The sequence below is a fragment of the Aequorivita marina genome (genome assembly GCF_031631895.2).
Classification (GTDB): Bacteria; Bacteroidota; Bacteroidia; order Flavobacteriales; family Flavobacteriaceae; genus Aequorivita; species Aequorivita marina.
In genome coordinates this window covers 376,920-389,668 of the sequence record NZ_JAVMBW020000001.1, presented here as the reverse complement: position 1 = coordinate 389,668, position 12,749 = coordinate 376,920, and the positions used below count along the sequence as shown (strand labels likewise).

Annotated in this window: 10 protein-coding genes; 4 read left to right on the top strand and 6 right to left on the bottom strand. The window is 38.5% G+C overall.

All coding sequences use genetic code 11. From position 1 onward, the window contains the following. Positions 1-17 precede the first annotated feature (17 nt). The 5 genes from QPK98_RS01785 to QPK98_RS01765 form a co-directional block, all read right to left on the bottom strand. On the bottom strand, positions 18-854 hold the full coding sequence (locus QPK98_RS01785; RefSeq protein ID WP_310991289.1) for a glucosaminidase domain-containing protein: 837 nt from the start codon (positions 852-854) through the stop codon (positions 18-20). 1 nt (position 855) lies between these two features. Then, positions 856-1,776, bottom strand: coding sequence for a 1-aminocyclopropane-1-carboxylate deaminase/D-cysteine desulfhydrase (locus QPK98_RS01780; protein WP_310991288.1), 921 nt, complete (start codon positions 1,774-1,776; stop codon positions 856-858). Positions 1,777-1,792: 16 nt separating this feature from the next. After that, the gene (locus QPK98_RS01775; protein ID WP_310991287.1) at positions 1,793-4,213 is read right to left on the bottom strand and encodes a hypothetical protein; all 2,421 of its coding nucleotides are present in this window, start codon (positions 4,211-4,213) and stop codon (positions 1,793-1,795) included. A gap of 165 nt (positions 4,214-4,378) precedes the next feature. Further along, positions 4,379-4,978, bottom strand: coding sequence for a ribonuclease HII (rnhB, locus tag QPK98_RS01770; RefSeq protein ID WP_310991286.1), 600 nt, complete (start codon positions 4,976-4,978; stop codon positions 4,379-4,381). A 105-nt stretch (positions 4,979-5,083) separates the two neighbouring features. Continuing rightward, entirely contained in the window at positions 5,084-5,344 is a 261-nt protein-coding gene (locus QPK98_RS01765) for a heavy-metal-associated domain-containing protein (RefSeq protein ID WP_310991285.1), read from the bottom strand. Positions 5,345-5,524: 180 nt separating this feature from the next. Here QPK98_RS01765 and QPK98_RS01760 point away from each other — a divergent pair, with 180 nt between their 5' ends. Beyond that, positions 5,525-7,429 (top strand): putative porin, encoded by a 1,905-nt coding sequence (locus QPK98_RS01760; protein ID WP_310991284.1) that lies wholly within the window; start codon positions 5,525-5,527, stop codon positions 7,427-7,429. A 211-nt stretch (positions 7,430-7,640) separates the two neighbouring features. Here QPK98_RS01760 and QPK98_RS01755 read toward each other — a convergent pair whose 3' ends face one another. Beyond that, entirely contained in the window at positions 7,641-8,783 is a 1,143-nt protein-coding gene (locus QPK98_RS01755; protein ID WP_310991283.1) for an acyl-CoA dehydrogenase, read from the bottom strand. Positions 8,784-9,004: 221 nt separating this feature from the next. Here QPK98_RS01755 and QPK98_RS01750 point away from each other — a divergent pair, with 221 nt between their 5' ends. The 3 genes from QPK98_RS01750 (at position 9,005) to QPK98_RS01740 (ending at position 12,572) form a co-directional block, all read left to right on the top strand. Then, a complete protein-coding gene (locus QPK98_RS01750; RefSeq protein ID WP_310991282.1) occupies positions 9,005-10,114 on the top strand; it encodes an anhydro-N-acetylmuramic acid kinase in 1,110 nt (369 codons plus the stop codon). A gap of 11 nt (positions 10,115-10,125) precedes the next feature. Next, complete coding sequence (locus QPK98_RS01745; RefSeq protein ID WP_310991281.1) at positions 10,126-11,169, top strand: redoxin domain-containing protein; 1,044 nt, start codon at positions 10,126-10,128, stop codon at positions 11,167-11,169. Between the two features lie 176 nt (positions 11,170-11,345). Continuing rightward, positions 11,346-12,572: a Glu/Leu/Phe/Val dehydrogenase dimerization domain-containing protein gene (locus QPK98_RS01740; protein ID WP_310991280.1), complete on the top strand. Its 1,227-nt coding sequence runs from the start codon at positions 11,346-11,348 to the stop codon at positions 12,570-12,572. The last annotated feature ends 177 nt before the right edge of the window (positions 12,573-12,749 follow it).

The following is a 12,749-nucleotide window of genomic DNA, read 5'->3' as shown; positions in this document are numbered from 1 at the left end:
TTCTGAACTTGTACAGGTTATCGGTTTTTTACGGGGTGTAGGTACAGCACCTGACCTATTGCGATATCATTACTTCGTAGTCCGTTGTATTTTTTAAGCGTTTCCACAGTGAGGTTAAACTTGCGCGAGATACTATAAAGTGTATCTCCGGCTTGTACCGAATAGGTTCCTATCTTGGTTTCATCTGGTGCCAAAACGCTCACTTTTGAACCCAAAACCTCATGGTCATACTCTTGTAAATTGTAGCGTTCTATAATGCTTATAAGTTTTTGTGGGTATCTGGGGTCGGTGGCATATCCAGCTTTCCGTAGCCCTCTAGCCCAGCCTTTGTAATCGTCTTTCCGAAGCTTAAAAAGAGCTGCATAGCGGCTTCTTTGTGTTAAAAACAAGCTATGGTCTCGGTAGGAATACTTTGGGTCCTTATATTTTCTAAAACACTCGCCTTTGGCATCGTCATCGTGATAGGCTCGATCGCCTTCCCAGCCTCTATGGCATTTTATACCGAAATGATTATTGGCCTTTCGCGTAAGTTCTCCAGCCCCAGCACCGCTTTCCAATATTCCTTGGGCAAGAGTTATACTGGCGGGAATACCGTATTGTAGCATTTCTTCCTTAGAGATTTCAGCAAATTCATTGATGTAGTTTGTTACACGTTGGCTGTACGAAGTGTTTTTTGGAGCCTTAACAACCGTAGGCGCTTTGTCCTTGGTGTTTTTTTTGTTCGGAGATTGATTTTTGCGAACAACGCGTTCGGTTTTATGGTTTTTTCGGTGTTTAGATGCCGTTTTCTTTGATTTACAACTACTGAAACAAATTGTGCATATAAGAAGAAGAGTAAGTATTCTGCCAATCATTTTATTCAATTATAGGTAGGTTTTTCTTTTTCAATTTCTGGTTCATTCCTTCAATGCCTTGCAAGCCTCCGGTATGGACGGCAAAAATACGGCTATTTTCTTTGAAATGCCCCTTTTTTAGAAGATCCATGATGCCGTATAACATCTTTCCGGTATAGATTGGATCTAATGGAATTTTGGTCTTTTCCCTAAATTCATTAATAAAACGAACCAAATCTAAATCTATTTTACCATAGCCCCCAAAACAATACGAATTGGTAATTTCAAAGTTAGTTTTTGAGGTGTATTTTTGAATTTCTGCAGCTTGGAAAGTACCTTTTAAAGCCGAAAAACCCAAAACCTCCTGATGGTTTTGGGAAGCTTTTACTAATCCAGCTATTGTACCGCCAGTGCCAACGGGAACACAGATATAGTCAAAGGTATTGTCTTTAGGCAGTATCTCTTCGCATCCTTTTACGGCAAGAGCGTTTGTTCCGCCTTCGGGTAGAAGATAATAATTACCAAACTTTTCCTTTAAGTGATTTAGAAAGTCAGGAGCTTCCTTCATTTTGTATGCTTCTCGTGAAATATAATCCAATTGCATCCCACAATCTTCGGCAAAACCTAGTGTTGGGTTTTTAGTAGATTTTGAAGCGAGCTCTTCCCCGCGGATAATCCCGATGGTTTTAAAGTCCATTTCCTTTCCCGCCGCTGCAACTGCTGCAATATGGTTGGAAAAAGCACCTCCAAAAGTGAGTAGGGTGTCGTGGTTTTCTGCGCTTGCAGCAAGAAGGTTGTATTTGAGCTTTCTAAACTTATTACCCGAAACAAAAGGGTGAATCAAGTCTTCGCGCTGTAGTACCAAGGAATGACCAGTAATGCCAAATTTGGAGAGATCTATTTCTTCTGAAAGTACTTTAGAACTGTCAATGGCACGACTCATATTTTCATTTTTCCTATTAAAACGAATACATTAAAACACTGTCACTTTCACCTTTTACAACCAAATGCTTTGTTCTTCCTCCATCCAAAGATGCTTCCGAAGTACCATAAACAGGATATCCATTTAGAAGCGTGCTGTTTTTATCAAAAACATAAACCTTTTTCTCCTGTGTTTCCGTGATGGTCACGTACACCTTGCGGTTTATGGTAAACATTTTTGGGTTTGTGTATAGTCCCAAGGGGAGTTCCGCCAATTTGCCGTCAATTCGCAATAAATTATCATCTAAGGTCGCCTTTGTTTTTCCTTCCATGGCAAACCAGTAATTGCTACCAACATTCAGTTTTATTGAAGATACTTGTCCGCTTTGCGATATCTGTTCCTTAGTGTTTTCTTTGGTGATTACCACAAAGTTATTGTCCTCATGCGTAATGGGAATGTCTGAAAAATTGAAGTTATTTGAAACGGGAACTCTTGTTTTTCCAACGCGGCTCAAAATATTGAGCTTTCCACTTTTTTCTGCAATCACAATATAATCCTTGTTCCCCATCCTAATATGTACCGGAGGCTGTACAATTGAACTCTTAGCTTTTGTAAAACCAAAACCTTTTACAATTTTTGCGCGTTTGTCATACATTAATACGTCTTGGCCTTGAACCACCACAAAGCGATAGTTTTGGTTGCCGTCGTAGTCAAAGACCGAAAGAGGCTGCGTTACCTCGTCCTTGAATTTTATGGGAAAGGAGCGTGCGGGCTTACCATTTCGGTCTAAAATATAAACGGCATCTTTGGTTGTAAATGCAATATGCGCCTTGCCAGAAATATTAACTTCTTTTATGTTCCCCATAATTGGCGCGCCCAGGTTTTTAGTCCAAAGAATTTTTCCGCCTTGCGAAATAAAATACAACTTATTCCCTATGTCCTGAACTACAATATTACTGCTTGCAACAAGCTGTGGATTGCCCAAGATTGTATTGTCTAATTTTAAGTTGAATTTTTCTGAAACTTCACCCAAATCATTTTGTGCACTGGCGCCAGCTTTCTTGATACTTAAAATTACATGAGCAAAATTACGGTCGTAACTAAACTGTAGAACCGCTAATGGATACGCATCTAAAGCGATATTGTTAAGTTCTTCTTTACTTTTAAATGGCAGAAATTTTAAAAGGGTTTCAGTGAATTCGCCTTGCATTTTATAAATCAACAAAGAGGAAGAAGTGCTTAAATCATTAGCTGTATTTTTATAATAGGAAGTGTTTTTTAAGGTTTTGTTATTCTGAAAGTCACTGATTATTTGCTTTGCGGTGATTTCATTTTCAGTAAAAACGAAAAAATCTTCAAGTTGAATCATAAAGTTTGCCTTTTTGAAGCTGATAAAAGGCGAAAATGATTTTTGAAATAATTCCGGTTCACTAAAACTGCTAATTTTAATTTCACGAAACGTATCAGTTACCGAAAGGTAGCGCGCCAAGGCATCTCCCGTCATTAACGGATCTATACTTTTAAGAAAAACAGCGGTATCTTTTTTAAGCTGAATAGCCCCAGCTTCACTGATAGATCCAAAAACTCCGGCAATTTCTGTATTCACTGTTTCACCCCTGAATTCACTTAATTTTTTTTGAAATTTCTCGGCATCGTTAAAAGTGAAACTCACAGCGCCTAAAGCATCCATTGGCACCAAATTGGCAATGTTGTTTTCTTGTGGTGTTTGTCCATCAAAAACATTTAATAATTGTGGAATGGTATCGGTAGCCAAGCTAATGCCAGTGGCAGTAAGAGATTCGGGAGCAATGGCCAGGTCTAGTGCACTCCACGACGTAAAGTTGATGGCAGTAGAATCATTCAGACCTGCTTTTTTGCCGTGAATTAAACCCGTAAGCACGCTGGTGGTGGGCAAATTGTAAACCTTGGAAAAGGTGGCGCTTCGTTCCGTTTTTCCTTTTAAAACATCTAAGAGGAGCTGTTGTGAGGAAGAGGCAATAAAAACGCTGTCTTTAACAGCCATATAGGCTACGTTATCGGCAATAGTAATACGCTGAAGCTGGTGTTGATCTAAGGTTAAGGTTTCTACAGTTTTCTCTGTAATGGAATCTGCCTGAAAAAGATTTTTCGTGTTTTTTGAAATAAAGGTATATCCAGAAACTGAATCATTGAGTTTATTAAGGCATAAAAGGCTTTCTGATTCGGGATGTAGATTTTTCTGCAAGCTGGCTTTCTCAGAAAAAAAAGAGTGCGGACTGGTATTTTCAAATTTTGATAAAAGTGCATTATTGGCAATATCTGCTTGTACGCTTCCCAGATTTGAAATCTTAAAAACCACTTCAGGATCTTGTGGAATATAGTCCATCAAGGTTCCCGTTTTTGGAGGTGTACTGTCGCAACTTATAAAAATTCCAAAAAACATCGAAACCAAAAGTAACAGCGTGGAATATTTTTCCATATTTTTTTTCATATTGCAAAAATAGCAAGGATTAGTGAGGCTTAAACAGTAATTGTGAATAGTTTATTGACTTGTTTTCAACAGAATTTTTCCAGGTTTTTTTTGGCTTCGGCTTCCTAAAGTAAATTTTACACTAGTGCTTCCTCTAAAAAAAGGTAGTGTTGTTTATAATTCCAATTGCGGTGGGTCTGGCAGAAGTTTAAAACTCTTTCTATGGTAGCTTGTGCTTCCGTAAGTTTGTATGGCTTCTCGGTGTTCCTTGGTGGGATAGCCTTTGTTGCGCTTCCAGTTGTAGTGTGGAAATTTTTCGTGAAGTGCCGTCATATATTCATCGCGATAGGTTTTTGCTAAAATTGATGCAGCTGCAATATGTAAGTATTTGCCATCGCCTTTTACTACACATTCAAAAGCTGTGTTTTTAAAAGGTTTAAACCGGTTTCCGTCCACGGCTATAAATTCTGGTGGGCTGGTTAACCCCTTAATTGACCGGTGCATTGCCAAAATTGAGGCGTTTAAGATGTTTATTTTATCAATTTCGTCCATCATAACGTGCACAACCTTAAAACAGATTGCTTCTTGCTCGATAACCGCTTTTAACTCCAGACGCTTTTTTTCTGAAAGTTGCTTACTATCCGTTAAAAATGGATGTTGAAAATCATCGGGTAAGATTACAGCTGCGGCGGTAACGGGACCGGCCAAGCAACCACGGCCAGCTTCGTCAGTACCACATTCTAAGAGATGGGGGTTAATTTTTAACTTGAGCATTGTTTGCGTAGAAATTGTGAGCAGCAAAGGTAGCATTAAGGGGTTTAACCACCTTCAATAGCTAGTGTCTTGGTGTTTGTTTTTTCTGAAATAGATTTTGACTATTTATAAATGAAAAAGAGCCCGTGGCAACACATGAAGATCAACACTGCTTGCAGCTTGCTCTACTTCAGATACGTTTACAAAATCTTTAGTAAGCACAGTGATTTCTCTTGGGTAGGTGTCGTTATTCAATAATACATCCTTAACGCCCTCTATTTTTAGTATTGCTTTTTTTAAGGTTTCAAGTTCGCGTTGGTTTTCGGCATTTGTCTCGAAGACTTTTCCATGATCGCCCGGAATAACATTTTCAGAAATTATATTCAAAATGGTAGTTTTTGGTTATTGTTTGTTTTTTGGTTCGTTATGAGATATGAAGGTACTAAATAATTTTCATTGTCTTAAAACCTGATTGTCCATTTAACGTTTTATTAATTACAGATCACATTTCAGCATTAAGAATTTAATCTAAAAAAAATATACCTTTGCTGCAAAGTTTTCCGAAGAATGAAAAATACACTTTTGCTATTTCTTTTTATTTGTGCCTCGGCAACTGTGTTTTCACAAACTCCTTCCACAACAACTACGGGAACCAAAGGAACTGAAGAAAAACCACCTATTGCCCTCTATAAAATTATTTCGGCTGCACGTGACACTACTTTTGTGGATACTACGCTATCCATTCAGAAAAAGTATAAGTTTAATTATTTGCGAAGGGATAACTTTGAACTGCTTCAATTCTCTAACGTTGGGCAAACTTATAACTCGCTGGCACATTCTTTTAATAGGTTAAACCTAAAACCACTATTTGCGGCGCAATCGCATCATTTTAATTATAAGGAAATTGAAGACGTTAATTATTTTAATGTGCCAACACCGCTTACTGAACTCTATTTTAAAACCGCTTACAGCCAAGGACAGCAGTTGGATGCTTTTTTTACCGTAAATACATCGCCTCAATTTAATTTTTCCGTGGGGTATAAAGGCGTGCGCTCTTTGGGGAAATATCAGCATATTTTAACCAGTACGGGAAACTTTCTTTTCACCACCAATTACCATACAAAAGATCGTCGCTATGTAGTGCGAGCCCACGTAGCTGCTCAAGATATTCTTAATGAGGAAAACGGTGGCTTGTCTGAAAACTCATTAGAACTTTTTATAAATGACGATCCTGAATTTAGTGACCGCGGTAGGCTTGACGTGAATTTTGAAGATGCCGAAAACAAACTGGAAGGCCTTCGTTTTTATGGAGATCATTATTATGAGCTACTCAGCACCCGCGACAGTACTGGATATTCGGTTTTGACCCTTGGGAATGTTTTAAGCTACGAAGACAAGTTTTTTAGGTACAATCAAAGTAGTCCGTTTGAACCTTATGGCCCTTCTTATGAATCTAGTAATCTTGCCACAAAGACAAAACTGGAAGATTTTAATGTGAAAGCTTACGCCGATTTTAATAATTCCCTGATCGGAAAAATCACGGCCTGGGCGGGTTATACCGATTTTAATTATGGGTATAATTCGGTTCTGGAATTGGATGGCGGAAGAATTCCAAATAGAATAAAAGGAAACATCATTGAAGCGGGAGCAGCTTATGAAAAGGAATACCGCGGGTTTAAACTCTTTGGAAAAGGAGCTATAAATGTTGCCGGAGATTTTGATGGCAATTATCTACAAGGAGCAGCTTCTTATAATTTGAATGATGATTACAGTGCAAAGGCTTCATTAACAATTCATTCGGTGGCGCCAAACTTTAATTTTCTATTGTATCAAAGCGATTATCAAAACTATAATTGGAAAACGGAGCTTACCAATGTAAAAACCCAAGAACTCAAATTTGAGATCAACACCAAAAAATTTGGGAATGCTTCTGTAAGTTATACCGGAATTGATGATTATACCTACTTTGGGATAAAAGCCAATGACAGTACACCATCGCCTATGCAAGCTTCAGAACGCGTTAATTATTTAAAGGTAAAAGCTGGAAAGGAGTTTACTTTTGGCTCTTTCGCCTTGGATAATACGTTAATGTACCAACAGGTGTTAGGAGGCGAGTCAGTTTTAAACGTGCCACAATTAATTACCCGCAACTCGCTTTATTTTCAAGAACATTTATTTAAGCGCGCGTTATTTTTGCAAACTGGAGTAACGTTTAAATATTTTACCGAATATAATATGAACGCTTACGATCCCGTTTTAGCAGAATTTTATGTTCAAAACGATCAAAAGTTAGGAGGCTTTCCGTTGGTAGATGTTTTCTTTAATGCCAAGATCAGGCAAACGCGTATTTTCTTTGTTTATGAAAACCTAACTACGCTTTTTGGTGGAAAGAATGAGCATTTTGCCGCTCCTGGTCAGCCGTATCGGGATGCTGTATTGCGATTTGGATTGGTTTGGAATTTCTTCTTGTAGCTTCGGTACATTTTTTTGTTTTTTACATTCATTTTGTAAAAAAATAAAAAATGATTCAGCTGCCCTCAACTTTTAATTTGATTAAAACATAGACATAAAAAAACCCTTGAAAGTTCAAGGGTTTAGTTTATATAAAAAATTTATTAAAAAGGCCAGTCAAAGGTGGTCGAGTGATCCCGATTTGTCATTGGGACTGTACCGAGACCCGAGACTAGTCTTTTAAAAGTCCTCTTGAAATCACAATCTTCTGGATTTCTGAAGTTCCTTCGTAAATCTGTGTAATTTTTGCGTCGCGCATCAGGCGTTCTACGTGATATTCCTTTACGTAACCGTTACCGCCGTGAACCTGAACCGCTTCAACCGAAACATCCATCGCTACTTTACTGGCGTATAGTTTTGCCATGGCGCCGCTCATGTCATAGTTGTTGCCTTGGTCTTTATCCCAGGCAGCTTTCATTACCAAATGGCGAGCCGCCTCAATGTTTGTATGCATATCGGCAAGTTTAAATGCAATAGCTTGGTGGTTGCAAATTTCGGTGCCAAAAGCTTTGCGCACTTTGGAATATTCACGGGCTAAATCATAAGCACCGGAAGCAATTCCCAAGGCTTGAGCTGCAATCCCAATACGCCCACCAGACAATGTTTTCATGGCGAATTTAAAGCCAAATCCATCCGCTCCAATTCGGTTTTCTTTTGGAACTTTGACGTCATTGAAGATTAGGGAGTGTGTATCGCTACCGCGGATTCCGAGTTTGTCTTCTTTTGGACCAATTTCAAAACCTTCCCATCCTTTTTCAACGATAAAAGCATTGATGCCCTTGTGTTTTTTCTCTTTGTCGGTTTGAGCAATTACCAAGTAGTAATCTGCTGTTCCTCCATTGGTAATCCAGTTTTTGGTACCGTTAAGCACGTAGTGATCGCCCTTATCAATAGCGGTAGTACGTTGCGAAGTTGCATCACTACCAGCTTCTGGTTCACTTAAACAAAATGCGCCCAATTTCTCACCTGTAGCAAGTTTGGTCAAGTACTTTTGTTTTTGGTCTTCAGAGCCGTAGCTTTCAAGTCCGTAGCAAACCAATGAGTTGTTTACCGAAACAATAACCGAGCAGGAAGCATCTATCTTACTCAACTCTTCCATTACTAAAACGTATGAAACAGTATCCATACCGCCACCGCCGTATTTTGGGTCAACCATCATACCCAGGAAACCGAGTTCGCCCATTTTTTTGACTTGTTCGGTCGGAAATTTTTGAAGGTTGTCGCGCTCTACTACACCTGGAAGTAATTCGGTGCGGGCGAAATCGCGAGCGGCGTCGCGAATCATTAAATGTTCTTCGGATAGACTGAAATCCATAAGCTATATTTTAAAAAAAGTTTGTTTTAAAGTTTTGCAAAGGTACTTTAAAAATAAAGCAAATCCCAATTAGGTGAAATTCAAATACTAAAAAACTAATTTCAAAGCAGTTTGAACTGTTTGTAATTTCCTTTTTAAGCTTTGTTTGAAATTTGAAGTTTATAATCTGGAATTTTTCACTTCGCATTAGTTACCTTTAAGCTTTAAAGACTATCTAAATTTTGGAAAAGCGCAATTATCATATAATAGGTGTAATGAGCGGTACCTCACTAGACGGGATTGATTTGGTGGAGCTTATTTTTGAAACTAAGGCTGAAAACGGTATTTCCGCTGCCTATCAGGAGGATAAGGCGATACGGCCGTTAACCGGAACCTTTCAGATTCTTGCTTCGGGAACCATTCCGTATTCTTCCTATTGGAAAGATGAGTTGCGGAAGGCTTTGGGGTATTCCAAAATGAAACTGGAACGATTGGATTTTAAATATACAGAAATGCTTTCCGAAGAAATTTTAAAATTCATTAGAAAGCATAACATCCGGGAAATTGATGCCATTTGCAGTCATGGCCACACCATTTTACACCAGCCGGAAAACGGGTTTACCTATCAAATAGGGAACCTGCCGCGAATAGCTAAACTCCTTGGCCGAAGCGTTGTTTGCGACTTCCGAACGCAGGATGTAGCGCTCGGCGGGCAAGGCGCTCCTTTGGTGCCTATTGGCGATGCCCTGCTTTTCCCTGAATATGACTATTGTTTAAACTTGGGCGGTTTTGCGAATTGTTCCTTTGAAAAAAACGGAGAGCGAATTGCTTTTGATATCTGCCCCGCAAACATTGTTTTAAACAAATATGCCGAAAAACTAGGGAAAGAATATGATGACGGCGGGAAATTAGCGGCTTCGGGAAAAATTGATACTGGCTTGCTTCAAAAATTGAATTCACTTGAGTTTTATTCTGAAAAACCTCCGAAATCTTTGGGTTTGGAATGGGTTAACACACATGTTTTTCCGCTTTTGGACGAAACAGAAATTTCACCTAAAGATATGTTACGGACCTTTAGCGAGCATATTGCCATACAGCTTGCCAATCAGTTTACTCCAAATTCTAAGGTTTTGGTAACTGGCGGTGGCGCGTATAATTCCTTTTTGATTGAAAGACTGAACGACCTTGCTTCGGTTGAGGTTATTATTCCTTCCCCAGAACTTGTGGAATACAAGGAAGCTCTGATTTTCGGACTTTTGGGCGTATTGAAACTCCGCGATGAGGTAAATTGCTTGGCGAGTGTAACCGGTGCGAAGCGAGATCATACGTCAGGAAGGATATTTTTACCTTAAATTTTCAATACATGAAAAACCTATTGTTTTTAAGTTTAATCGCATTGACTTCGTTGTTGGGTTGTGAAGAGAAACACAACGGCTTTAAATTAAATGGTAAAATTGAAGGCAATTATTCTGGGTATTTGTATTTGGAATATGGCGAATTCAAGGATAGTTGTCTCATTAACGATAAGAAATTCCATTTTCAAGGGAAAGTTGATTGGCCAACATCGGCATTTCTGATGACAACAGGTTATGCTACGAACGATAGGAATTTTTATGTTGAAAATACAGATATGGTTGTTAATATATCTTTAGAAAAAAGAAAGTACGAAGAGTATGAATTAAATTGGGTCATTATTGACACCGTAATAGGCACAAGGACTTCTGAGCTTTTTTATGATTTTGAGAGATTTAAGGAGAAGAATTTCATGAAGTCAAATTGGAATCAATTGTACTACTCAAAACTATCAGAAATTTTCACAGAACATCCTAATAATGATTACCCAAGAAGTTTATTGCAGGAGGTCACTTTTGATTCGGTTTTAAAACCACAAGAATTAAAGAACTTGTATAATAAGTTAGAAATTAAAACCATTGACTCTCTCGACAATGGAAGACTTGAACGTATCATTTTTCCTGAAAGATTCATAGGCGTGGGTGATAATATTACTGATTTTGAATTGCCAAATCAGTTTGATTTTATGGTGAATACACAAGATTTTAGAGGGACGTTTCTGCTTATTGATTTTTGGGCATCTTGGTGCTTACCTTGCCGAAAACAATTTCCAGAGTTAAACCTGATTTCGAATAAATATGAAGAACAGGGTTTTAGGGTTTTGGGCGTTTCTATAGATGATAATATAGAAAAATGGAAAACCGCTATTAAGACCGATAGTTTAAAGTGGGTAAACGTAATTGATGGAGATTCGTTAAATGATAAAGTAGAGGTTGAATATGGAATATTTTCGATTCCTAGTAATTTACTGATTAATCCCGAAGGTAAAATAGTAGAAAAGAATATTTCCCTGGAATTATTAGAGACAAAACTTCGTGAAATTTTCCGGCCATAATTTTTATTCAAAATAAATCTAAACCCTAAACAAGTTTTCTATATTTGCTTTGCCCTTTTGAGCTTTGGCTTGGAAGAAAGGCAGGTGCTATCCAGAGTTTGTTTTCAGGGTAGTTATTGCTATGTAAAATATGGTACGTTCAAAGCCAGAAATAAATATAAAACATCCTTTAAATAATGAAAGAGCTTCTTAAAAAGTACGAAGAAAGAGATCCCGAAATAGTTTTCCATTGGAAAGACCCCGAAACAGATGCCGAAGGTTGGACCGTAATCAACTCGTTGCGCGGCGGTGCTGCGGGTGGCGGAACAAGAATGCGAAAAGGCCTTGATATGAATGAGGTGGTTTCCCTGGCAAAAACAATGGAAGTGAAGTTTTCCGTTGCAGGCCCTCCTATTGGTGGCGCCAAGTCTGGGATAAACTTTGATCCGGCCGATCCTCGTAAAAAAGGAGTTTTGGAACGTTGGTTTAAAGCTGTTTCCCCATTGCTGAAAGGATATTATGGAACAGGAGGTGATATGAATGTGGACGAGATACACGAGGTAATTCCGTTTACCGAGCAAGCTGGTATTTGGCATCCGCAGGAAGGAGTTTTTAATGGGCATTTTATACCTACGGAAGCCGATAAAATTAACCGAATTGGGCAGCTGCGCCACGGGGTAATCAAAGCTTTGGAAAACCCGCAATATTGCCCAGATATAACCAGAAACTATAAAGTTGCCGATATGGCTACCGGTTATGGCGTGGCAGAAGCAGTAAAACATTTTTATGATATTTATGGCGGTAGCGTAAAAGGGAAGCGTGCTGTAGTGCAAGGTTTCGGGAACGTTGGCTCGGCCGCAGCCTATTATCTTGCCCAGATGGGAGCTAAAATTGTTGGTATTATTGATCGCGACGGTGGTGTAATCAACCAAGATGGTTTTTCTTTTGAAGAAGTTAAAGAGCTGTTTCTTAATAAAGATGGAAATACCTTAGTTGCAAAAAACATGATTCCTTTTGATGAAATCAATAGCGAAGTATGGAAGCTGGATGCAGAGATTTTTGCGCCCTGTGCAGCATCGAGATTGGTAACAAAAGATCAGATTTCGGAAATGATTGAAAGTGGTCTTGAAGTAATAAGTTGTGGTGCAAACGTACCTTTTGCCGATAAAGAAATTTTCTTCGGCCCCATTATGGAATATACAGATGCCCGCGTTAGTTTAATTCCAGATTTTATTAGCAACTGTGGCATGGCCCGTGTTTTTGCCTATTTTATGGAGCGCGAAGTGCAAATGACCGATGAGGCAATTTTTAACGATGTTTCCATTACCATAAAAAATGCAATCCAAAATACTTTCGATAATAATAGTACCAAAATAAACATCAGTAAAACTGCGTTTGAAATAGCTTTAAAGGAATTGCTATAATTTACCTAAACAACGGCTTTTCAGGCTAATTTTTGTGTTTATATATGTTGTATTCACTTGGTTGGCTGCATTTATATAATCCATCTTTGCAAATTATTATTAACTAGGTACAGCTATTTAAATATGGCTGTACCTTGCTTTTAAAACCGAAGCCAAACGCAATCTATTGCTAGAAAA

Excerpts from the sequence above, each read along its gene's own strand:
- QPK98_RS01760 (WP_310991284.1), top strand. The coding sequence starts at position 5,525 with ATGAAAAATACACTTTTGCTATTTCTTTTTATTTGTGCCTCGGCAACT.
- QPK98_RS01775 (WP_310991287.1), bottom strand. The coding sequence starts at position 4,213 with ATGGAAAAATATTCCACGCTGTTACTTTTGGTTTCGATGTTTTTTGGA.
- rnhB (WP_310991286.1), bottom strand. The coding sequence starts at position 4,978 with ATGCTCAAGTTAAAAATTAACCCCCATCTCTTAGAATGTGGTACTGAC.
- QPK98_RS01780 (WP_310991288.1), bottom strand. The coding sequence starts at position 1,776 with ATGAGTCGTGCCATTGACAGTTCTAAAGTACTTTCAGAAGAAATAGAT.
- QPK98_RS01785 (WP_310991289.1), bottom strand. The coding sequence starts at position 854 with ATGATTGGCAGAATACTTACTCTTCTTCTTATATGCACAATTTGTTTC.
- QPK98_RS01755 (WP_310991283.1), bottom strand. The coding sequence starts at position 8,783 with ATGGATTTCAGTCTATCCGAAGAACATTTAATGATTCGCGACGCCGCT.
- QPK98_RS01745 (WP_310991281.1), top strand. The coding sequence starts at position 10,126 with ATGAAAAACCTATTGTTTTTAAGTTTAATCGCATTGACTTCGTTGTTG.
- QPK98_RS01740 (WP_310991280.1), top strand. The coding sequence starts at position 11,346 with ATGAAAGAGCTTCTTAAAAAGTACGAAGAAAGAGATCCCGAAATAGTT.